The organism is Actinoallomurus acaciae, assembly GCF_042429965.1.
GTDB classification, from domain to species: domain Bacteria; phylum Actinomycetota; class Actinomycetes; order Streptosporangiales; family Streptosporangiaceae; genus Actinoallomurus; species Actinoallomurus acaciae.
This window is the reverse complement of sequence record NZ_JBHLZP010000097.1, coordinates 16,524-37,512: the sequence shown is the minus strand read 5'-3', so window position 1 is coordinate 37,512 and position 20,989 is coordinate 16,524. Positions and strand designations below refer to the sequence as shown.

General features: G+C 70.8%; 20 protein-coding genes. 8 read left to right on the top strand and 12 right to left on the bottom strand.

The window, feature by feature from the left end; all coding sequences use genetic code 11:
* The coding region (locus tag ACFFNX_RS15720; protein WP_378201673.1) for a flavin reductase family protein at positions 1–146 on the top strand (146 nt) is incomplete at its 5' end.
* A 314-nt stretch (positions 147–460) separates the two neighbouring features.
* Here the strand turns inward: ACFFNX_RS15720 and ACFFNX_RS15715 are convergent.
* From ACFFNX_RS15715 to ACFFNX_RS15690, 6 genes are all read right to left on the bottom strand, one after another.
* Positions 461–652, bottom strand: coding sequence for an OsmC family protein (locus tag ACFFNX_RS15715; RefSeq protein WP_378201670.1), 192 nt, complete (start codon positions 650–652; stop codon positions 461–463).
* Between the two features lie 25 nt (positions 653–677).
* The gene (locus tag ACFFNX_RS15710) at positions 678–2,270 is read right to left on the bottom strand and encodes a tannase/feruloyl esterase family alpha/beta hydrolase (protein ID WP_378201667.1); all 1,593 of its coding nucleotides are present in this window, start codon (positions 2,268–2,270) and stop codon (positions 678–680) included.
* A 213-nt stretch (positions 2,271–2,483) separates the two neighbouring features.
* Positions 2,484–3,050: a CGNR zinc finger domain-containing protein gene (locus tag ACFFNX_RS15705; RefSeq protein WP_378201664.1), complete on the bottom strand. Its 567-nt coding sequence runs from the start codon at positions 3,048–3,050 to the stop codon at positions 2,484–2,486.
* Between the two features lie 174 nt (positions 3,051–3,224).
* Positions 3,225–4,067, bottom strand: a complete 843-nt coding sequence (locus tag ACFFNX_RS15700; protein WP_378201661.1) for an oxidoreductase — start codon at positions 4,065–4,067, stop codon at positions 3,225–3,227.
* A 155-nt stretch (positions 4,068–4,222) separates the two neighbouring features.
* Positions 4,223–4,765, bottom strand: a complete 543-nt coding sequence (locus ACFFNX_RS15695; RefSeq protein WP_378201659.1) for a TetR/AcrR family transcriptional regulator — start codon at positions 4,763–4,765, stop codon at positions 4,223–4,225.
* Between the two features lie 91 nt (positions 4,766–4,856).
* Positions 4,857–5,597 carry an SDR family oxidoreductase gene (locus ACFFNX_RS15690; RefSeq protein WP_378201656.1) on the bottom strand — a complete coding sequence of 247 codons (741 nt, stop codon included), beginning with the start codon at positions 5,595–5,597 and terminating at the stop codon, positions 4,857–4,859.
* A gap of 101 nt (positions 5,598–5,698) precedes the next feature.
* Between ACFFNX_RS15690 and ACFFNX_RS15685 the strand changes: the two genes are divergently transcribed.
* Positions 5,699–6,295 carry a TetR/AcrR family transcriptional regulator gene (locus ACFFNX_RS15685; RefSeq protein WP_378201653.1) on the top strand — a complete coding sequence of 199 codons (597 nt, stop codon included), beginning with the start codon at positions 5,699–5,701 and terminating at the stop codon, positions 6,293–6,295.
* A gap of 45 nt (positions 6,296–6,340) precedes the next feature.
* Here ACFFNX_RS15685 and ACFFNX_RS15680 read toward each other — a convergent pair whose 3' ends face one another.
* The 5 genes from ACFFNX_RS15680 to ACFFNX_RS15660 form a co-directional block, all read right to left on the bottom strand.
* Complete coding sequence (locus ACFFNX_RS15680; protein WP_378201650.1) at positions 6,341–7,342, bottom strand: sugar phosphate isomerase/epimerase family protein; 1,002 nt, start codon at positions 7,340–7,342, stop codon at positions 6,341–6,343.
* Positions 7,339–8,820: an FGGY family carbohydrate kinase gene (locus ACFFNX_RS15675; protein ID WP_378201647.1), complete on the bottom strand. Its 1,482-nt coding sequence runs from the start codon at positions 8,818–8,820 to the stop codon at positions 7,339–7,341. Before ACFFNX_RS15675 ends, ACFFNX_RS15680 begins: the two co-directional genes overlap by 4 nt.
* Positions 8,807–9,769, bottom strand: a complete 963-nt coding sequence (locus ACFFNX_RS15670; protein ID WP_378201644.1) for a transketolase family protein — start codon at positions 9,767–9,769, stop codon at positions 8,807–8,809. Before ACFFNX_RS15670 ends, ACFFNX_RS15675 begins: the two co-directional genes overlap by 14 nt.
* Positions 9,766–10,647, bottom strand: coding sequence for a transketolase (locus tag ACFFNX_RS15665; RefSeq protein WP_378201641.1), 882 nt, complete (start codon positions 10,645–10,647; stop codon positions 9,766–9,768). Before ACFFNX_RS15665 ends, ACFFNX_RS15670 begins: the two co-directional genes overlap by 4 nt.
* Positions 10,648–10,864: 217 nt before the next feature.
* Positions 10,865–11,884, bottom strand: a complete 1,020-nt coding sequence (locus ACFFNX_RS15660) for a sugar-binding transcriptional regulator (protein WP_378201638.1) — start codon at positions 11,882–11,884, stop codon at positions 10,865–10,867.
* Positions 11,885–12,237: 353 nt separating this feature from the next.
* On the opposite strand from ACFFNX_RS15660, the gene ACFFNX_RS15655 reads away from it, so the two are divergent.
* The 6 genes from ACFFNX_RS15655 (at position 12,238) to ACFFNX_RS15630 (ending at position 19,245) form a co-directional block, all read left to right on the top strand.
* Entirely contained in the window at positions 12,238–12,924 is a 687-nt protein-coding gene (locus ACFFNX_RS15655) for a DUF2291 family protein (RefSeq protein WP_378201635.1), read from the top strand.
* Entirely contained in the window at positions 12,921–14,462 is a 1,542-nt protein-coding gene (locus tag ACFFNX_RS15650) for a sugar ABC transporter ATP-binding protein (RefSeq protein ID WP_378201632.1), read from the top strand. The genes ACFFNX_RS15655 and ACFFNX_RS15650 overlap by 4 nt, the downstream gene beginning before the upstream one ends.
* On the top strand, positions 14,459–15,538 hold the full coding sequence (locus ACFFNX_RS15645) for an ABC transporter permease (RefSeq protein WP_378201629.1): 1,080 nt from the start codon (positions 14,459–14,461) through the stop codon (positions 15,536–15,538). The genes ACFFNX_RS15650 and ACFFNX_RS15645 overlap by 4 nt, the downstream gene beginning before the upstream one ends.
* Positions 15,539–15,600: 62 nt before the next feature.
* A complete protein-coding gene (locus ACFFNX_RS15640) occupies positions 15,601–16,596 on the top strand; it encodes a D-ribose ABC transporter substrate-binding protein (protein ID WP_378201626.1) in 996 nt (331 codons plus the stop codon).
* Positions 16,597–16,717: 121 nt separating this feature from the next.
* Positions 16,718–17,977, top strand: a complete 1,260-nt coding sequence (gene fxlM / locus ACFFNX_RS15635) for a methyltransferase, FxLD system (RefSeq protein WP_378201623.1) — start codon at positions 16,718–16,720, stop codon at positions 17,975–17,977.
* Positions 17,978–17,994: 17 nt separating this feature from the next.
* Entirely contained in the window at positions 17,995–19,245 is a 1,251-nt protein-coding gene (locus ACFFNX_RS15630; protein ID WP_378201620.1) for an MFS transporter, read from the top strand.
* Here ACFFNX_RS15630 and ACFFNX_RS15625 read toward each other — a convergent pair.
* Positions 19,227–20,726, bottom strand: a complete 1,500-nt coding sequence (locus tag ACFFNX_RS15625) for a DNA glycosylase AlkZ-like family protein (protein WP_378201617.1) — start codon at positions 20,724–20,726, stop codon at positions 19,227–19,229. The genes ACFFNX_RS15630 and ACFFNX_RS15625 overlap by 19 nt on opposite strands.
* Between the last annotated feature and the right edge of the window lie 263 nt (positions 20,727–20,989).

Genomic DNA, 20,989 nt, shown 5'->3' with positions numbered 1-20,989 from the left:
CCGCCGCGTGGTTCGACTGCACGATCGAGCAGCAGTTCCGGTCCGGTGACCACGACATCGTGGTGTTCCGCGTGCATGACCTGGACGCCTCCCCCGACATCGCCCCGCTGGTCTTCCACGCCAGCGGTTACCGGCGGCTGCGGTAGACGGTCGTGCGAAGAGGCCGCCCGGGAGCGGGCGGCCTCTTCGCTGCGGACCGGTGGACCGGCGAACGGGCGGGGAGCCCGTGGCCCCCGTGGTCACGGACTCGTTCCGGCCGGTCTACCCTCTTTCCGCGGTGTCCTCGCAGGTCACCAGATCTGGGCGTAACAGCCCAGCGCGACGGCGAGCGCGATGACGACGATCGACAGTCCGGTCAGCGATCTGCGTACGAGCATCGGAGAATCCCTTCTCGGCGTGTTTTTCGGTGCCTGAGATGACGTCCTGCCCGTGCGGGAAGGACCGTGGCGGCCGCGTTCGGTCACCGGCCGCCGCATGAAGCAGGAGGCCCATCGGCGGCGAACAGTTGCTCGGGGTCGGTGGCCCCACCGGCGCCTCCGAGCGCCTTGGGAATGGCGAGGGTGACGTCGAGCAGGCCGTCGTCGGCGGTGGCGCGGCCTCCGTTCCGGCCTTCGCCGGTGGTCGTGACGACCGCGGTGTAGCTCGTGGCCATGGCGAATCCCTTCGGTTGCTGCCGCTCAGGCGCGGATGCAGCGGTAGTCGGCCGGGTCGGCGGGGTCGCCGCCCGTGTAGTGGGAGGTGAGGGGGTAGCGGCACAGGTCACGGGTGGTGTTCGTACCGGGGACGGTGGCCGGCAGCGTGTCCGGCGCCGTGCCGTGTTCCACCCACGCGGTCACCGCGGCCAGCGGGTCGGCCGGGGTGGGGCCGCCGCCGCCACAGTGGGCGACGCCGGGGGCGAGGAACAGGCGGTAGAACCGGTCGACCTGCTTGGAGCCGCCCATGGTCTGTTCGACGCGGTGGCGGTAGTCGACCGTGTCCCGGGTGGGGATGAGCTGGTCGGCGAGCCCGTGGAAGGTCAGCAGCTTGCCACCGGCGCGGGCGAACGCGGACAGGTCCGGGTCGTCGGTGCCGATGATGTCGTGGTACTCGGCCTGGGACTGCCGGAACAGCCGGGTGAACTCGGGGTAGGTGATGGTGCTCAGGTCGGCGCCGGGCCGGCGCTCGAGGAAGTTGCGCACCCACTCGGCGGCGATGACGAACGGCTGCCAGGTGGGGTTGCCATCGTCCCCGGTCACCGGGGCGGACAGCCCGTCGAAGCCGGCTCCGGGCAGTGGTCCGTTCGCCAGCTTGGTGCCGGCGGAGGTGGCGGGGCCCTTCCAGATCCGGGCGACGACGTCAGCGGCGGCGGCGGTGATCGTGAGCGGCTTGCCGCCGCAGACGATGGTGGTGCCGATCAGTTTGCGAGGGTCGTAGTGACAGTGCAGGGCGTCGCCGATGACCCCGTCGCGGATACCGTCCAGGCCGTCGCAGGCCTTGACGGCCGCGGCGTTGAACGCCTCGTACTCACATGAGGTCAGGAAGGTGTGCTGCTGGTTCTGCACGACGTACGGCCAGAGGGTGGCGACGGCGAACCGGTCCCAGCCGATCGCGGGTGCGTCGGCGACGATGCCCTGGAAATCGGTCGGGTACCGCTGCGCCTCCATGTAGCCCTGCCGGCCGCCGGTGGAGCAGCCGTTCCAGTAGGAGTAGGCCGGTCCGCGACCGTAGAACGTCCGGGCGACCTGCTTGCCGACCACGGCCGTCTCGTGCGGGGCCGACGAGGCGAAGTCGCGGAGCAGCGGAAGGTCGACCTTCCCGTCGGCGTTCAGCGCCCAGCTCGCGTCGACGAACGACAGCGAATGGCCCGCGTCGGTCGAGGCGGCCGCGTACCCGGCCTTGACCGCGCCGATCAGCGGAGCACCGAAGTCACCGGCCGCGTACCCGCTTCCTCCGACCGCCTGGAACCGGCCGTTCCATCCCGACTCGGGCAGCAGCACCTTGACCCGTACGTGGTCGTTCGCGCCTGGGTGGGTGAGGGTGACCGTGATGTCGCAGTAGGCCGGGACCCCGCTGATCGGCGGGGGAGCGGGGGCGGGCGGCTGGGGCGGGAACGTGACCGTCCCGCCCGTCTCGTGCACGGCGGTCACCGACTCCACGCGCGCTCCCGGGGGAGCCGTCACCGCGGGCGCCGAACATCGCGCCCCCGTCGTCGCGGTCACCGCGCCGGTGGCGACCGGCGCCAGTACCGGCAGCGCCACGAGCGCGATCAAGAGGATGAGCAGTCGTCTCACAACGTTTCCTTCCATGGAGAGCCGGCGGATCGGCCCAGGCAGAAGCCGACCCGCGTCATCAGAGGGGGCCCCGGTGCCACCGAGGGCAGGGGCGTACGCCACGGCGACCGCCGTGGTCGGGGAATGGTCTTCGGGGTAGGTGTCATCGCCGCCGGTCGTGCGGCGGCCGGCGTGGTCGGGGGAACGGTCTCCGGGATCAGCCGGAGACCGGTGTCATCGTGGTCGGTTGTCGGCGGGCCGCCGCCCCTCGCGTGCGCGGGCGCGGTAGGCCGCGACGTTCACCTTGTTCCGGCACTTCGTCGAGCACCATGCGCGGCGTGACCCGCGCGAGTGATCGGCGTAGACCTGGGTGCACTCGGGCCGGCCGCACTCCTTGAGCAACTGCGCCTCGGGCCCGCTGAGCAGGTCGACCGCGATCCGCGCGACCGAGGACATCGCCTGCTCCGGCGTGGCCTCGACCCGGCGCCCGGCCGGGGTGAGCCGCGGAACCGCCGACGGGTTGCCCGCCGTCCGGTTCACCAGCGCGAGCGCGTTCTCGTCGAAGTCCTCGCCCGCCAGCCGCGCGGCGACGAGCGAGTAGATCGCCTCCCGGAGCGCCACCGCCGCGGGGACGTCGGACGGCCGGCAGCCGGTCTCGCCGTCGACCAGGCCGGACTCGCGAAACCACGCGTCGAGGTCGTCCGGGGAGCCCAGCTTCTCCAGCGGGGCCGCGTTGCGCCGCGCGCGCAGCGTCCCCACGAAGTCGAGAGCGGCGTTGCCGCACGGGAAGGCGTGTCGCATGTAATTAGTTTGACCGATGACAGGCGTGGATTCAAGACCTGTAATCGTTTTGAACGATGACACCTTCCGGCGGGGCGCGGGTGACGGGGTGGTGGCCTCGATCGGCGAAGGCCCGTCCGAGGCCGCTTGAACGCACCGGTGACGAGCCGGGTTCCGCGGATCGTTCGCGACCGGCTAGCGTTCGTCCGCCGGGTAGTCGGCCGAGCGGCTCACGTCGGCCCACCGCTCGGTCTCGGCGGCGCGCATCTGCGCGGCCTCCCGTGCGAGCGTGAGGGCGCCCTCGCCGAGGAGGAGGCGCCGCGGCGGGTCGTCGGCGCCGACCACGTCGATGATGATCTTGGCGGCACGGGCCGGGTCGCCGGGCTGGGTGCCGTCGTTGTCCCGCCGGTAGCGGTTGATGGCGCCCACCGTCTCCTCGTAGTCGGGGCCGACGGGCGGGATCCGCATGGACGAGCCCTGCCAGTCGGTGCGGAACGCGCCCGGCTCCACGATGACCACCTTCACGCCGAACGGCGCGACCTCGGCGGCGAGCACCTCGGAGAAGCCCTCGACCGCGAACTTCGCGGTCTGGTACGCGCCCATCCCGGGTGTGCCGCCGACGCGTCCTCCGACGGAGGAGAACTGCACGAAGATCCCCGCTCGCTGTGCACGAAGGACGGGCAGCGCGGCCCGCGTCACGTTCACGACACCGAAGAGGTTGGTCTCGATCTGGGCGCGGAAGTCGTCCTCCGCCATCTCCTCGATCGGCGCGCTGTTGGCGTAGCCGGCGTTGTTGACGACGACGTCGAGGCGGCCGAAGGCCTCGGTGGCCTCCTTCACCGCGCGGGAGGCCGCGGCGGCGTCGGTGACGTCCAGCGCGACGGCCCGGATCCGCTCACCGTGCCGGGCCGTCAGGTCCTCCACCTGCTCTGGGCGTCGCGCGGTGGCGATGACCTGGTCTCCTGCGTCCAGAACCGCCTCGGTCAGCCGGCGCCCGAAACCGCGCGACGCCCCGGTGATCAACCATGTCCTGGCCATGATCCGTTCCTCCGCTCGATGGTCTCGCCGACCGCGATCGTCTCCCGGCCGTATGGCGAAGCCCCATTAAGTGCCTCAATATCGTAGCACTTAGGCAGATAGCCACCTCGTGAGAGGGTCAAGGGCAGCTTCATTCGCAACACGCGTGAGCGCGGTCAGCGTGCGCCGACACCTTGCAGCAGCGTGTCGACCACCACGTCGGCGGCCTGTGCGGCGCTCAGCTCGGTCAGGTTCTCCGCGGCGCGTCGGGTCAGCGGCGGCAGGAGCGAACTCACCCAGCCGGGCGGCAGGTCGGACCGCAGCAGACCCTCCTCGGTGGCGCGCCGCACGAAGGCGTCGACCTCCTCGATCAGCCGCCGGCGCCGGTCACGGATCGTCTCGTCGGCGAGCAGGCGGCTCGTCTCCACCGGCCACTTGCGGTTGACCGCGACGATCCCCTCCACGTAACGGTGCAGCGCGACCGCGACCGGCGCCTCACGCAGCCTGGCGGCCTTGATGGCCTCCTCGACCGCGTCGTACCGGACCTTGTAGACGGCGGCCAGCAGTTCCTCGCGGGAGGAGAAGCGCCGGTAGACGGTGCGCCGATCCACTCCCGCGGCCGTGGCGATGGCGGCGATGCTCGCCGAGGGGTCGTCGGCGAGCAGCCGGGCCCCCGTACGCAGGACAAGTTCCAGGTTGCGCGCCGCGTCTGCTCTCACCGTGCCCAAGCTACCCTTCATGGAGCAAATGACGGGGTTTCAGCCACAAGGCCGAGGACGATATCCCATCAAGTGCTACATCGGAGCTCTTTCAGTTTTGCCGGGTGGGCCGGATGGTGATGTCGCCGATCTCGACGTCATCGGGTTGCTCGACGGCGAACGCGACGGCGCGCGCCACGGCGTCGGGGCTGATGCCGAGCGTCGCCATGGTCCGCTGGGTCTGCTCTCGCTGTTCGGGGTCGTCGATGTGGTCGACGAGTTCGGTGCGGACGAACCCCGGCGAGACGGAGGTCGTGCGCAGAACGCCGTCGGTGGACTCCTGGCGTAGGGCTTCCAGCAGCGTGCGTACGGCGTTCTTGGTGCCCGCGTAGACGGCTTGCGCCGGCACGATCTTCAGCCCCGACGTCGACACCGTGGTGACGAAGTGCCCGCGGCCCTGACGACGGAACACCGGCAGCGCGGCGGCGATGCCGTGCAGGACGCCGCGCAGGTTGACGTCGATCATCGCGTCCCAGCCGTCGACGTCGAGGTCCGCCATGGGGGCCGTCCGGGCGACTCCGGCATTGCCCACCAGGACATCGAGACGCCCGAACCGGTTCACCGCCAGAGCCACCAACGCCTCGAGATCGACCCGCTTGGTGACGTCGACCTCCAGCATCTGCGCGCGGCCGCCCTCGGCCCGGATCCGCGCCACCGTCGAGTCGAGCCGGTCGGTTCGCCGGGCGCCCAGTACGACGGCCGCCCCACGGGCCGCCAGCTCCCGTGCGGTCGCCGCGCCGATGCCGCTGCTGGCTCCGGTGATGGTGACGATCTTGCTGTCCAGCCTGCTCATCAAGGCGCCTCCTGGTTTAATGTGGACAGTTGTCCGGTTATCGCCCCACTGTACCGGACAGTTGTCCGCTTTGTTCCTCGGGGAACGGAGGGAGTGCCGTGGTGAGCCGAGAGCCCCGGTCCGACGCCGTCGCCAACCGCGACCGGATCGTCGAGGCCGCGCGGGCCGAGTTGAGCAGGTCCAACGGCGCCGCCGCCGACCTGAGGCTGCACGGGGTCGCCAAGGCGGCGGGAGTGGGACAGGGCACCCTCTACCGGCACTTCCCGACCCGCGAGCACCTGCTGGCGGAGGTGTACCGGTACGAACTGACCGAGCTTGTCGACGCCGTGGCACCACTGCTGGCGCAGCACCCCCCGCTTCGGGCGCTGACCTGCTGGCTGCGACGGCTGGTCGCGTACGCGCGCGTCAAACGCGGTGTCATGGCGGCGATCGAGGCGTCGGCGTGGCGCGATCTCCACTCAGACCAGCACCACCGGCTCGACGAGGCGCTCGGGATGCTGCTCGATCAGGGAAAGGCCGCCGGTGACGTGCGCGAGGAGGTTGATGTCACCGATGTCATCCTTCTCCTGGGCGCGTTGTCGCGCATACCCGAACCGGAGTGGGACGCGCGGGCGCACACGATCGTGGCGGTCATCGTCGACGGCCTCCGCCCGCACCGAGGACACGACACGGAGTGCCCGGAGGATCCGCACCTGTGATGGCCCGCCGCTCCCCGGGCGGCGGGCCACCGACCGGCCATGGGCTCAGGCGCGCTGGGCGCCCAGGAGCGCCGCCCGGGCGATGCGCTGGGCGGCGAGGGCGTCCTGGCGGGCCTGGGCGTCGGCGAGGGCCCCGGTGTCGAGGATCTGGAGGGCGCGCCAGATCGTACGCATCACCTCGATGCCGGCGCGGGCCGCCTCGACGGAGTTCTCGCGGAAGGGGAACTGGTCGAGCTGCCAGACGCCCTGCCAGCCGGCCTGGGTGAGGGTGTGAAAGAACTCGAAGGTCTCCACGAGGTGGATCGAACCGACGACCATGTCGTCGTCCCAGCCGCGGAAGTTGTCGTTGACGTCGATGGCGTACAGCCGGTCCTTGGCCATGATCATCTGGGCGGCGTCGGCGGGGGACTCCAGCCCGTACAGCGAGTGCCCGAAGTCCAGCAGGATGCCGACGTTGGGCGCGTCCATCTCCTCGATGGCCAGCAGCGTGCGGGCCGCGGAGGAGAAGGTCATGCGGTTGCGGGGTTCGCGGGGCTTGTACTCGATCGCGAACCTCAGGTCCGGGTGGCGCTGGGCGAGCTCACGCACCGCCTCCACGGACATCGTCCACAACGCCTTGTAGTCGGCCTGGAACGGGTAGTCCCATCCATCCTGGCCCGGCCAGAGTTTGACGTAGTCGCCGCCGAGCCGCCGGGTGAGGTCGGCGGCCCGGCTGACCAGTTCGATGGCTTCGCGGCGTACCTTCGGGTCGGGGTTGGTGAAGCCGCCCCGGCAGAACGTACGCGTGTAGATCTCCGGCGTGAGAGCGATGGCCCGCAGGTTGTTGGCCTTGAGGGCGTCCTCGACCGCGGCGATGTCCAGCTCGGCCGGGTTGAAGGGGTAGTTGATGTCGACGACCGACAGGCTGCCGACCTGCCCGGCCACGTCGATGGCCTCCAGAGTGGAGACTGGCGGCCCGTACCCGTCGGTCGCGTAACGGTCGCGGAACTGCCCGAAGTGCCACAGCCCGGCGCCGTACAGCGGCTCGGTCGCGGACTGATCGGTCATGATGTGCCTCCTGGGATCGACGGGACGGACGAACGGGCCCGCGACACCGCCTGATGCCACGCGCCGAGCATGCGGCGGCGCTCGGCGGCGTCGTTTCGAGGGGAGAAGACGCGCACGGTCCGGTCGAAGTCGTCGAGGTCGGCCCACGACCACAGACCTCCGGCGAGACCGGCCAGGTGCGCCGCGCCCAGCGCGGACAGGTCGGCGACCAGGGACTGGTGGACCTCACGGCCGCTGACATCGGCCTGGATCTGCATGAGGGCGGGGTTGGCGGCGGCACCGCCGTCGGCCAGGAGCACCGGGTGGGGACCTGCCGCGGCGACGACGTCCTCCACCTGGAAGGCGATCGACTCCAGCGCCGCGCGGGCGATCTGCGGCAGCCGGGTGCCCAGCGTCATGCCCGCCAGGACGGCCTCGGCGTCGCTGTCCCACCAGGGGGCGGACAGACCGCCGAAGGCCGGGACGAGATGCACGCCGTCGCTGCTCGCGGACGCGGCGAGATCGGCCAGCTCCGCGGGAGTACGACCGACGATGTCCGCGAGCCAGCGCAGCGTGGACCCGCTGGAGCGGATGTTGCCCTCCACCGCGTGCGTGACGGCGTCCGCGCCGGTGGCCCACGCGACGGTCAGGCACAGGGCCGTGCCGGCGACGGTGGCGTCGGGGCACCGGGCCATGATCGAGGAGCCGGTGCCGTATGTCGCCTTGACCCGGTCCGGCCGCCATCCGGCGTGGGCGAACAGCGCGGCGTGCGAGTCGCCGAGGACGGCGGTGACCGGGACGCCGTCCGGCAACGGTGGCAGGCCGCGTACGGCGGGGAAGGCGCCGGTGGAGGGCACGATGCGGGGGAGCACCGGCGAGGGGATGCCGAACATCTCCAGCAGCCGTGGATCCCACCGACCGGTGCGCACGTCCATCAACTGGGTGCGGGCGGCGTTGCCGATCTCGATGACGTGCTCACCGCCGAACCGGCTGAGCAGCCACGAGTCGATGGTGCCGAGGCACAGCTCTCCCCGGCCGGAACGAAGCCGGCCGGGGTCGGCGTGGTCGAGCAGCCAGCCGCCCTTGGCCGCGGAGAACATCGGGTCCAACGGGAGCCCGGTGACCTCCCGTACCAGGTCGCCGGCGCCCTTGGCGGCCAAGGCCGCGCACTGTCCGGCGGTGCGCTGATCCTGCCAGCTGAGGACCGGGGTGACCGGCTCGCCGGTGGCGCGGTCCCACAGCACCATCGACTCACGCTGGGTGCTGATGCCCACGGCGGCGACGGACCGGGGATCGTGCCCGTCGAGACAGCGGCCGGTCGCGGCGATCACGCCGGCCCAGATCTCGGCCGGGGACTGCTCGACCCATCCCGGGCGCGGCTGGGTCTGGCCGAGCGGCTCCGATGCCCGCGCGACGACCCGGCCGTGCCGGTCGACCAGCAGCGCCTTGGTGGAGCCGGTGCCCTGGTCGATGGCGAGGATCACCTCATCGCGGGCCATCGCCGGCCAGGTGCCGGGCGGCGGCGGCGATGCCGTCCGCGGTGAGTCCGAAGTGACCCAGCAGGAACTCGGTGCTGCCGGTCGGCGCGAAGGTGCGGGGCACCCCGAGGATCCTCATGGGGGTGGGCCGACGCTGGGCGAGCAGGCTGGCCACGGCCGCGCCGAGTCCTCCGGTGACCGTGGCCTCCTCGGCGGTCACGATCCCGCGGGTCTCGCCGGCGGCCCGCAGGACGGCCTCCTCGTCGAGCGGCTCGATCGAGGCCATGTTGATCACACGCAACCGGATCCCCTCCTCTCGCAGACGTGCGGCGGCGTCCAGCGCGCGGGACACGGTCGCTCCGACGGCGATCACGGTCACGTCATCGCCGTCGGCGAGCTGCCGGGACCGCCCGGGTTCGAAGACTAGGTCGTCGGGGTTGACCGAGGGAACGGCGAACCGGCCGATCCGCAGGTAGCTGGGACCGTCGTGGGCGGCGGCCCAGCGCAGGGCGGCGCGGGTCTCGGCGGGATCGGCGGGGACGATCACGGGCAGGTCGGCGACGGCCCGGATCCACGACAGATCCTCGATGGAATGGTGGGTCGGACCGAGCTCGCCGTAGGCCATGCCGGGGCTCTGGCCGCACAGCACGACGTGGGCGTGGCTGTACGCCACATCGGCCTTGATCTGCTCCAGGGCGCGCCCGGTCAGGAACGGCGCGGCGGCGCTGACGAACGGCAGCATGCCGCCGTTGGCGAGCCCGGCGCCGACCCCGACCAGATCCTGCTCGGCGATGCCGACGTTGATCAGCCGGTCGGGGAACTCCTCCCGGAACCTCACCAGGTTGCTGGAGCCGACCGAGTCGTTGCAGACGACCACGACGCGTTCGTCGGCGCGGGCCATGGCGATCAGCTCGTCGGCGAAGGCCTTCCGGCAGTCGAACAGCGGGGCGGCGGCGACGGTGCCGGTCATCGGGTCAGCTCCTCGAACGCGGCGGTGGCCTGCTCGGCCGAGGGCACCTTGTGATGCCACTCCACGCGGTCCTCCATGAACGACACGCCTTTGCCCTTCGTGGTGTGGGCGATGACGCAGACCGGCCTGCCGCCGGTGGCCGGGGCGAACGCGGCCAGCAGCCGGCGGTGGTCGTGCCCGTCGCACTCGCGGACCTCCCACCCGAAGCTGACCCACTTGTCGGCCAGCGGCTCCAGCCGCTTGGTCTCCTCGGTGCGAGCGCCCTGTTGCAGCATGTTGCGGTCGACGACCGCGGTGAGCGCCGACAGCCCGTGGTGGCCGGCGGTCATCGCCGCCTCCCAGTTACTGCCCTCCTGGAGTTCGCCGTCGCCGAGGACCACGAAGGTGCGGCGCGCGGAGCCGCTCAGCTTCGCGGCCAGCGCCGTGCCGACCGCGACGGGGAAGCCGTGGCCGAGCGGGCCGGTGTTGGTCTCCACCCCCGGCACCTTCGTACGGTTGGGGTGGCCGTTGAGCGGCGACAGCGGACCCGCGAACGTCTCCAGCGCCGACTCGGGGAAGAAGCCGCACTGGGCCAGCACCACGTACAGCGCGCCCGCGGTGTGCCCCTTGCTGAGGATGAACCGGTCCCGGTCGGCCGCCATCGGGTCGCGCGGATCGATCGACAGCACCGCCCCGTACAGGGTGACCAGGATGTCGGTGACCGAGAAGTCACTGCCGATGTGCCCGAGCCCCGCCCGGCGGATCATGGCCAGATCGGTCTCGCGGACCTTGCGGGCCAGGTCGGCGAGCGTCGCGGCGACGTCATCGGCATCGCTGCCGGCGAGCCGCCGCCGGAGCCGCAGATAGCGCTCGGCCTGGGCGCCGTCGGTAGTCAGCATTTGGTCCTTTCCCCGTTCAGGTGCCGTACCGGCGCGCCGAATCACCGGAGCGCTTCTCTTCTGGTTGGTGTTATTTATTCAGCTGCGATTAGCAATACCGTACGGCGGCATGCCGAAGCGTGTCAACGCGCTGCGACGGACGCCGGAACGCGCCGACGGGACGCCGAAGGGGTGGCGATCTCAGCCGCGGGCGCGACCGCCGGCCCGCGTCGCGGGGTCAGTCCGCGGGCTGAAGGCGGGCCAGGGTCGACGGCGCGGCCAGCCACTGCGCCGTCTGCAGGTCGGTGATCAAGACGTTGACCCAGCCGCCGAGGAGCGTGGCCTGCACCGCGGTCTGCTTGCGGATGCCGCCGGCGACGCCGACCCGGCGGGGCACCATGCGCAGTGTCTCGGCCTCGATGCCCAGCACCCGTTCGTCGAGCCTGGTCTTCAGGTGCTCGCCGTGCTCGTCGAAGAAGCGCATGCACACGTCGCCGATGGCTCCGGCGGCCCGGAGGTCCGGGATCTCACTCTCGTCGAAGGCGTTGCCGCTCTCGCGCAGGAGCGGGGACGGCTCGACGCTGCCGATGCCGACCAGCGCCATGGTCAGGTCCTCGCAGGCCGCCAGCGCCGACTGGATGTTGGGATCGGTGACGATCATCTGGCGCATGTCGCCGGAGGCGAGCAGCCCCGGCGCGGGCAGGTACACCGGCGTCGCGCCGGTCAGCGCGGCCAGCCGGCCGGTGATGCGGGTGGCCTGGGTCTGGGCGGTGACGTTCCCGACACCACCGATCATCTGGACGACCTTGTCGGCGACCGGCGTCGGCCGTGGGCTCATCGACTCCACGGTCGCGAGGAGCGTCGAACTCCACGACGACACCCCGATCCGCTCGCCGCCCATGAGCGTGGTCTCCAGATAGACCGCCGCGGCCGAGCCGAGCGCGCGCATCACCTGGTGTTCGTCGGCGTGATCGCCCGTGTCGACGACGACGATCTCGCTGAGGCCGTAGCTCTGCTCGATCTGCTCCTCGATGTCGGCGTGGACGCCGCGCGGGGTGACGACCGTGGTGCGCACGATGCCGAGGTCGACCGCCCGCTTGAGCAGCCGGGACACCCGCGGCTGAGAGATGTGCAGCTGCTCGGCGATCTGCGGCTGCCGCATGCCGCGCTCGTGGTACATCCGCGCGACCTTGGTCAACAGCCGGATCTGATCCGATGGGACGTTGCTCAGGCCCATCACCTCAGGCCCCTCCACCATGCCCAGCGCCCCTCCGTCCGTATCCCATCGTCGCAGACCCGCGGTGATGAGAGATCGACCGCATACTGTGGCGCGCCCCGGGCCAGGCACGTGCGGACGCCCGACCGCGGCGCCCGCGCCAGGCCAAAGAATACCCATTCACGCCGGGCCGATCAGGCGCACGCCTCGCGTACGCGTCCTCTGCGTCCGGGAGGTGTGGACGCCGCCGGCGGTGGCGTGACACGGTCTTTGACCTGGTTAGCCCGAGATCAGCTTGTAACGCTCGCATGGTTGACACCGAATTTCGGCTACGTTAATTTCGGCATAGACAACGGAGCCTGAATATACATGCACCATGTGGTGAGGGCGAGGCGATGGCTCACACAGTGAGAGTCCGGCGCGAGGCGGCGAACCGCGGACTCGTGATTCCGATCATCGTCCTGCTCGCCCTCACGGGGATGCTCGCCGCCTGCTCGAAGGTCCCCGGCGTCTACGTCGTGGAGAAGCCCGGGAGCGCCGGCGCCGGCGGCGCGAAGAAGTTCGATGCCACCTCGTACGCCGACGGCATCTGGACCTCGAAGGTAGTTCCGGCCGCCCGGCAGGGCGCGGTCGACGCCGCCACCTTGCTCCCCGCCCTGCGCGCCGACCAGCAGGGGGCGAGCGCCCGCTACGGCAAGCAGGCCGGCACCGGATCGCCGTACTCCTTCCTGGTCAAGGGGACGGGGACGGTCACCGGCGCCACCACCGGCAACGCGGTCGGCAGCATTCAGGTGCGGGTCCCGGGGGTGGGCAAGACCGACGTGAACCTGGCCGTCGGCCCGGCCTTCGTCGGGACCGCCATCCGCGACGCCGTCGGCTTCATCGAATTCGGCCAGTTCACCAACCAGATCGACTACGCCGACGCCGCCACCGCGCTCAACGCCAAGGTGAAGGCCACGGTCGTGGGCGGTGTGGACCTGAAGTCCATCAAGGGCAAGAAGGTCACCTTCACCGGGGCGTTCCAGCTCCTGGCGCCCTCCAGCGTCATGATCACCCCTATCACGCTGGCGGTGGCCTCGTGACGAGCGACGCGACCGAGGCCGCGCCGGCGGTGCTGGTGGCCGAGGAGATCTCCAAGTCGTACGGCGGGGTGCGTGCGCTGCGCGGCGTGACCTTCAAGGCCCGCACCGGCGCCGTGAACGTCCTGGTGGGCGAGAACGGCGCGGGCAAGTCGACGCTGATGAAGATCCTCAGCGGTGCCGAGCAGCCCACGAGCGGCCGGGTCCTGCTGGACGGAGAGCCGGTCGAGTTCCGCACTCCCCGCGAGGCCATGGCGTACGGGATCGGGATCATCCACCAGGAGCTCAGCCTGTTCCCGAACCTGAGCGTGACCGACAACATCTTCGCCGGCCGTGAGCTGCACAACCGGGCGCACCTGACCAGCGTCGCCGAGCAGCGCCGCCAGGCCGGCGCCGCGCTGGCCCGGCTGGGCCAGGACATCGACCCCGACACACTGGTGGGCGACCTGCCGATCGGCACCCGGCAACTGGTGGAGATCGCCCGGGTGCTGTCCCAGGACGTCCGCATCCTGATCATGGACGAGCCGACGTCGGCGCTGAGCAACGCCGAGGTCGACGTGCTGTTCGAGGTGATGGACGACCTGCGGACGCAGAACGTCACGATCATCTACATCTCCCACAAGCTGGACGAGTTCCGCCGGATCGGCGACCACGTGACCGTCCTGCGCGACGGCGGGCTCGTGGCCGAGGCGCCGATGAGCGAGACCGACACCGGCTGGATCGTCCAGCAGATGGTCGGCCGTTCCCCGGCGAGCCTGTTCACCCGCCCGGAGAGCGAGGCCGAAGGCGTGCTGCTGGAGGTCGCGGGCCTGACGGTGCCGGGTAACCCGGCCCCGCTGGTCGACGACGTCAGCTTTCACGTCAAGGCGGGAGAGATCGTCGGCATCTATGGGCTGATGGGCGCCGGGCGGACCGAGCTGATGGAGGCCCTGATGGGCCTGCGCCGCCACACCGCGACCGCGATCCGGGTGGACGGCGGGCGGGCCGACGACGACCGGGTCTCCGGCCGGCTGGCGCTCGGCCTCGCGCTCGTCCCCGAAGACCGGCAGCGCGACGGCCTCGTCCAGGCGCTGTCGGTTCGCGCGAACGTGCTGTTGTCCACCCTGAGCAGGCTCACCCGGCACCTCTTCCTGTCACCGGCGCGTGAGCGGCGGGTCGCCCTGGAGCAGGTCAAGGATCTGCAGATCAAGGTGCCGGGGGTCGATGCCCAGGTCACCCTGCTCAGCGGCGGCAACCAGCAGAAGGTGGTGCTGGCCCGCGCGCTGCTGACCGAGCCCAAGGTCCTGCTGCTGGACGAGCCCACCCGCGGCATCGACGTCGGCGCCAAGACCGAGATCTTCCGCATCATGAGCGGCCTGGCCGACGAGGGTCTGGGCGTGCTGTTCGTCAGCTCCGAACTCGCCGAGGTGATGGGCATGTCCGACCGGATCCTCGTCATGGCCCGCGGCCGCATCACCGCCGATCTGCCCCGCGCCGAAGCGACCGAGGAACGGCTCGTCAGCGCCTCCGCCTCCACGACCGTCATGAGGGTGAGCCCATGAGCACCAGCGCTGAGCACGACGTCAAGGACAGCGCACCCGCCGAGCCGGCCGTCCCGGCGACGCGAGCGGGCCGCGGTACGCGACTGGCGATGCTCATCCTGCGGGGCCGTACCCTCATCGTCCTGATCGTCCTGGTGATCATGTTCAGTCTGATCTCCGGCGACTACCTGACCACGAGCAACCTGCTGCTGATGAGCAAGCATGTGTCCATCACCGGGCTCATGGCCATCGGCGTCACCTTCGTCATCCTGACCGGCGGCATCGACCTGTCGGTCGGCTCCGTCGCCGGCCTGGCCGGGATGATCGCCGGCGGACTGCTGTACGAGGGCCTGAAGCTGCCCGGCGGGGACACCCTGTGGTTCTCCACCGTCATGGTGATCGCCATCGCCGTCCTGGTCGGGGCGGCGGTCGGAGTGATCAACGGCCTGCTGGTCACCAAGCTCAAGGTGGCGCCCTTCATCGCCACCCTCGGCGTCCTGTACGCCGCCCGCGGCCTGGCCGACCTGCGGAGCAACGGCGCCACCTTCCCCAACCTCGCCGGGACGCCCGCACGGCACAACACCGGCTTCTCCACCCTCGGCATCAAGAGCTGGCTCGGCGTGCCCGTCGCCATCTGGATCATGATCCTGGTCGCCGCGGCGGCGATCCTCGTCACCACACGCACGCCGTTCGGCCGCCGCATCTACGCCGTCGGCGGCAACGAGCGCGCCGCCGAACTGGCCGGCATCCGCACCGCACGCGTGAAGATCGCGACGTACGTCATCTCGGGTGCGTGCGCCGCGCTGGCCGGGCTGATCCTCACCTCCGAACTCGGCGCCGCCTACCCCGACACCGCCACGACCTACGAGCTCAACGCCATCGCCGCCGCGGTGCTGGGCGGCACCTCCCTGACGGGCGGCCGGGGCACCATCATCGGCACGATCGTCGGCGCGCTCGTCATCGGATTCCTCAGCGACGGCCTCGTGCTGGTCGGCGTCTCCAGCTTCTGGCAGCTCGTCATCAAGGGCACCGTCATCGTGCTGGCCGTCGTCATGGAACAGACGCAGGAGCGCGTCAAGGCCCGTATGACCACCTAGCGGCCCGCGCCGCGAGCTCGCATTCCCCCTCCCGGAGTATCCGCCCGAAAGGAAGACCGGCCATGCGTCGTCTCTCCAGCCGTAACCCCATCGTCGGCTTCGCGGCCGTCACCGTGGCCGCCACCCTCGGCCTGAGCGCCTGCGGTAGCGACTCGAAGTCCTCCTCCGGAGGCGGAACCGCCGCCGCGGGCGGGTCCAAGCTGATCGTGATCATCACCCCGTCGCCCGACAACGTGTTCTTCAAGGCCGAGCAGCAGGCCGCCGACGCCGAGGCCAAGAAGCTCGGCTACACCACGCTGGTGCTGAGCCACGATGACGACCCGACCAAGCAGAGCCAGGAGATCGACACCGCGATCTCCCGCAAGGCCGCGGCCATCATCCTCGACAACGCGGGCGCCGACGTCACCGTCACCGCGGTGCAGAAGGCGAACAGCGCCAAGATCCCCAGCTTCCTCATCGACCGGGAGATCAACTCGACCGGAGTCGCCAAGGCCCAGATCGTCGCCAACAACGCTCAGGGCGCCACACTCGGCGCCCAGGAGTTCGCGAAGGACATGGACCAGTCCGGGGAGTACTTCGAACTGACCGGCAAGGAGACGGACACCAACGCGGGCGTCCGCTCCAAGGGCTACCACTCGGTCCTGGACCAGTTCCCCAAGATGAAGATGGTCGCCCAGCAGAGCGCCGACTGGGACCAGACCGAGGCGCTGCAGAAGGTGCAGACCATGCTGCAGGCCCACCCCCACGTGAAGGGCATCATCGCGGGCAACGACACCATGGCGCTGGGCGCGTGGTCGGCGCTGCAGGCCGCCAAGAAGACCAACGTGATCGTCACCGGCCTCGACGGCAGCCCGGACGTGGCCGCGTCGATTCTCAAGCACGGCATCAAGGCCACGGTGCTGCAGCCGGCGGCGAAGATCTCTCAGATGGCCGTCGACCAGGCCGACAAGTACATCAAGAGCGGCTCCACCGGCCAGCCGGAGAAGCAGTCCGTCGACTGCGTGCTCATCAACGCCGAGAACGCGGCCAAGCTCAACAACTTCTCCCTGACCTCCTGAGAGTATGGGAGCGGGCGCCCGTCCCGGCTGAGTTGGCCAGGTCTGGTGGGCCTTGGCCCGGGCTCTCCTCGGCCGTACGACGTCCCCGATAGCGTCGGAGGGCGCGGCTAACGTTTGCCGGGTGAGCGCCGGCACCGTCTCGTCTGAGTCCCCGGATCTCCTGCGCGCCGACCTGGTCGCCGCGCTGAGGAGATCGGGATCGCTGCGATCCTCCGCCGTCGCCGAGGCCTTCGCGACGGTCCCGCGCGAGAGGTTCGTCCCCGAGGCGCCGCTCGCCGCCGCCTATTCCGCGAGAGACGTCGTCATCACCAAGCGCGATACCGCGGGCCGGGCGACCAGTTCGGTCAGCGCGCCATGGCTTCAGGCCGAGATGCTCGAAGCCGCCCGGCTGACCCGCGGGGCGCGCGTGCTGGAGGTCGGCTCCGGCGGGTACAACGCGGCGCTCATGGCCGAGATCGTCGGTCCGGAGGGGTCCGTGGTCACCGTGGACATCGATCCCTGGGTCACCGAGCGGGCGAGTCGCTTCCTCGCCGAGACGGGCTATTCGAATGTGAAGGTGGTGCTCGGGGACGCCGAGGACGCGGCCGATGAGTACGGCCCCTACGACGCCATCCTCATCACCGTGGGGGCCTGGGACTGCCCGTGGGGACGGTTGCTCGCCCCGGACGGCCGGATGGTCGTTCCCCTGATCTTCGCCACGATCACCAGGTCGATGACATTCGTCCGGAAGGGCGACTGTTTCGTCGGACTGGATCCGACGGTGTGCGGGTTCGTCTCGATGCAAGGGGCCGGGGCGCATCCGGACCAGGAGGCGATTTTGGCGGACGGCGCCGTGCGGCTGTCGATCGAGGACGGTCCCGAACTCGACGCCGCCGCGCTCGGCCGTGCGCTGGTCGACCCCCGGACCGAGCTGTGGACGCGGGTCACGGTCGGCGGCGGAGAGCCGTTCGAAACGCTGAACCTGTGGCTGGCGACGGTGGACGACAGGTTCGGAATGATCTGGGGTGACCCGGACTGCGATCTCATCCGGCTCGCCGTTCGGTGGTACTGCCCGGTTCTCCTCACGGCCGACAGCTTCGCGTACCTCACCACCCGCGAGGTCCACCGCGACGACGCCGAGGACGTCCGCCACGAGCTCGGTGTCCACGGCCACGGGCCCCGCGGCGCCGGGCTCGCCCGACAGCTGCACGACCACATCCAGACCTGGGACCGTGACCTGCGGCGAGGTCCCGGCCCGGACTTCACTCTCCATCCCGCGGGCGTCGCCGTGCCGGCTCCCGCCGTCGGCCGGGTCTTCGCGAAACGTCACACCCAGCTGGTCATGGCCTGGCCGCCCCACCCCCGATCGGCGCCACCCACGGTGCCCGGGCAGCATGGATGACGCCTCGTGCCGACGCGATGAGCAGCACAGAGACCCGGCATGGCGCGGAACCGACCGGCCGTCTCGCGCGGGTCACCGCTCCGCTGCGGGGCGACCCGCGGTTCGCCCGGTGCTTCGCCGCCGACCAGATCAATGCCGCCGGGACGACGATGGCGACCGGGGCGCTGGCCTTCACCGTGCTCGGTGCCGGAGGAGGGGCGTCGGGGATCGCGATGGTGCTGCTGGCGAACATGACGGCGGGCATCGTGGTCAGCCCGCTCGGCGGGGTGGTGGCCGACCGGTTACCCCGTGCGGTGATCATCTCGGTCGTCCAGGTCATCATCGGCCTGATCACGGTGATCGAGACGGCGCTGATCCTCACCGGCCGGGCCGCGGTGTGGAATCTGGCGGCACTGGCCGGGGCGAACTCGGCCGCGGCGTCATTTTCCGAACCCGCGCGTACCGGGCTGATCCGGTGCATCGTGGCGGCGGAGCAGCTGAACGAGGCGAACGCGCTCAACCAGCTCGCCCGGCACCTGGTGCTGACCATCGGCCCGGCGATCGGCGGGACCATCGTGGCGGTGGCCGGCGCCGGCTACGGGGTCGGCTGCAACGCCGTCTCCTTCTTCGTCTCCGCGGCGCTGATGGCGCGAATCCATGCCCCGCGCGCCGACCGGCGTCCGTCCACCATGCGCGCGGACCTGGTCGAGGGGTGGACGACGATCCGTACGCGCCGCTGGATCTGGACCTGTCTCATCGGTACCGCGGTCATGGTCCCGGCCTGGCACATCGGTTACGGCATCCTCGGGCCGCCGTACGCGAAGGCCCATCTGGGCGGGGCATGGGCGTGGGGATTCATCGCCTCCAGTCTGGGCTGCGGCATGGCGCTGGGCGCGGCCGTGTCACTGATCTGGCGGCCCCGCCGGGCAGGGTGGACGAACTGCCTCGGGGCCGCGGCGGCGGCCTTGCCGGATCCGTTGATGGCCGCCGGGGCACCGCTGCCGGTGGTGATGGGCGCGGTGGTCGTGGCGGCGTGCGGGCTGAGCATGTCGGTGGTGGCGTGGCGAACGGCGATCCAGCAGCACGTCCCCGCCGACCAGCAGGGCCGCGTCTCGGCGTTCAACGACATCGCCGGAATCAGCCTGACCCCGATCGGCTACCTCATGGTGTTGCCCGTGACCGGCGTGATCGGCGTCCGCGGCACGCTGTTGATGTGCGGGATCACCCTGGCCGCCGCGAACCTCGCACCCTTGCTGAGCCGAGACGTGCGTCAGCTCACCCTCCTGTGAACGGCGTCGATCACGCCGTCCACCACCTCGGTCAACGGCCTGGACGCGTCGATGATCGTCGCGCCGTGGCCTTCGTAGATCGCTCGCATCCGAGGATTCCACTTCAGGGCCGCCGCGAGCTCTTCGGGATGTTGACCGAACGCGTTCGTCGTGCGGGTCGCGAGCCGGTGGCGGAGGGTGTCCTCGTCGATCACCAGGCACACGATGAGGTCGAAGAGATCGCGGATGTCAGCCTCGTTCTCCGCCGACCCGCACAGGAACGCCATTCGGGAACGAGATTTCCCGACGAGCGTCTCAACGCGTTCACGGACGATCGCCCATCCGTATCGATCGAGCCAGCCTTCAGGAATCGGATACGGAGGATCCATCACGACCTTGCCTTCGGCTCGGTCGATCCAGCGGCTGAAGCCGTCCTCGTCGGCGTCGAGTGCGACGTGGCCACGCGCTCGCAACACCCCGCAGACCGTGGACTTGCCAGTGCCCGAATTGCCCGTCACCCACACCAACGTCACGCCGCCAGCGTAGACAAGTGCCGTGGCCGCGCGCTTCAAAGCCCGGCGCTCCGCCCTCGCGGGTGTACCTCGCCGCTGACATCGAATGATCCGCCTGCCGTACGCCGGGTCGAGGACGAGGGCGCGGCCGCGGTACCCCAGCAGGAGAGCGTCGAAGTGTCCGAGCAGGCGGGGGCGGCATTCCCCGGCGGAACCGGGCGCGGACAGCGCCGCCATCGCGGTCCCGGCCGCATCGACATTCACGATCTCGCCCGAGATGAGCGCGAACGCCTTCTTCCCGTCCGCGGCGGGCAGGCCGGACCAGGTCAGGAAATCCTGGACGGTGGCCGGGCCGTACCCGGCCAGGTAGCGGCGGGCCAGCGCGGCCAGCGCCTCTTCGCGGTCGAGCCGGCGCGACCCGGCGACCCAGTCGTCCAGCAGCACATAGGTCGGCTCGTCCCGCACGGCATCCGGTCCCCGGCAGATCAGGCCCCGCATCGCCGCGTACATGACGAGGTGCGCGGGCGCCTGGGACCTGGCATCGATGCGCACACCCTCGCCGGCGATCCGTTCGACGAGTTCGGCGCGGGGGAGCGGATCCGAGCCGCGCAGGACCTTCTCGATCGCGGCCAGCCCGCGTTCGCACCCGCGGTCGTCCAGGCCGAGTTGTTCACGCCGGCGTCGCCCCGCCCTGGCGAAGACCGGCCCGAGCAGGTCCACCAGCCAGCGGACATCCGCCACCGAGACCATATGAAGCGTTCCGCGCATCGCCCAGGTGCGCACCACGACGCGCTCCGTGCCGCACGCCCGGTCGACGTCCCCGGCGGTGAGCCCGCCCGTACGCGCACGCACCCCCAGCCGGGCCGGGCCGGCCGCCTGCGCCTGCACCCCGACCACTCGCGCCACCGCCGAGCCGACGTCGCGAACCGGCTCACCCGAGAGCAACTGGGCCCGCATCCGGATCGCTCTCAACTCGTGTTCGGACAGCACGCCCCGGACGCTACTGCAATCGAAAGGCGGAGCACGGCGCGGGCAGCGCCGAGCGGCCCTGGTGAAGACCGGCCCGAGCCGGTCCACCGGACATCCGCGGCCATAGGGGGCGCCATCTGTCCGATCCCGGTCCGGCCGGAGTACTTCGGCTTTGAGGATTCCCCGGCCGCAGGGCAAGATGCCCGCGCTGGCGGTACATCCGTCTGATCCGCCGTGGCTTCGCTGTCACAGATCGCGGGGCTGTCTGGTCTCAGTCGGAGACC

What these genes read in the sequence shown, in the direction of transcription:
- ACFFNX_RS15640 (WP_378201626.1), top strand. Translation starts at nt 15,601, where the DNA reads ATGCGTCGTCTCTCCAGCCGTAACCCCATCGTCGGCTTCGCGGCCGTC.
- ACFFNX_RS15675 (WP_378201647.1), bottom strand. Translation starts at nt 8,820, where the DNA reads ATGGCCCGCGATGAGGTGATCCTCGCCATCGACCAGGGCACCGGCTCC.
- ACFFNX_RS15630 (WP_378201620.1), top strand. Translation starts at nt 17,995, where the DNA reads ATGAGCAGCACAGAGACCCGGCATGGCGCGGAACCGACCGGCCGTCTC.
- ACFFNX_RS15690 (WP_378201656.1), bottom strand. Translation starts at nt 5,597, where the DNA reads ATGAGCAGGCTGGACAGCAAGATCGTCACCATCACCGGAGCCAGCAGC.
- ACFFNX_RS15660 (WP_378201638.1), bottom strand. Translation starts at nt 11,884, where the DNA reads ATGGTGGAGGGGCCTGAGGTGATGGGCCTGAGCAACGTCCCATCGGAT.
- ACFFNX_RS15705 (WP_378201664.1), bottom strand. Translation starts at nt 3,050, where the DNA reads ATGCGACACGCCTTCCCGTGCGGCAACGCCGCTCTCGACTTCGTGGGG.
- ACFFNX_RS15645 (WP_378201629.1), top strand. Translation starts at nt 14,459, where the DNA reads ATGAGCACCAGCGCTGAGCACGACGTCAAGGACAGCGCACCCGCCGAG.
- ACFFNX_RS15700 (WP_378201661.1), bottom strand. Translation starts at nt 4,067, where the DNA reads ATGGCCAGGACATGGTTGATCACCGGGGCGTCGCGCGGTTTCGGGCGC.
- ACFFNX_RS15715 (WP_378201670.1), bottom strand. Translation starts at nt 652, where the DNA reads ATGGCCACGAGCTACACCGCGGTCGTCACGACCACCGGCGAAGGCCGG.
- ACFFNX_RS15655 (WP_378201635.1), top strand. Translation starts at nt 12,238, where the DNA reads ATGGCTCACACAGTGAGAGTCCGGCGCGAGGCGGCGAACCGCGGACTC.
- ACFFNX_RS15680 (WP_378201650.1), bottom strand. Translation starts at nt 7,342, where the DNA reads ATGACCGATCAGTCCGCGACCGAGCCGCTGTACGGCGCCGGGCTGTGG.
- ACFFNX_RS15670 (WP_378201644.1), bottom strand. Translation starts at nt 9,769, where the DNA reads ATGACCGGCACCGTCGCCGCCGCCCCGCTGTTCGACTGCCGGAAGGCC.
- ACFFNX_RS15665 (WP_378201641.1), bottom strand. Translation starts at nt 10,647, where the DNA reads ATGCTGACTACCGACGGCGCCCAGGCCGAGCGCTATCTGCGGCTCCGG.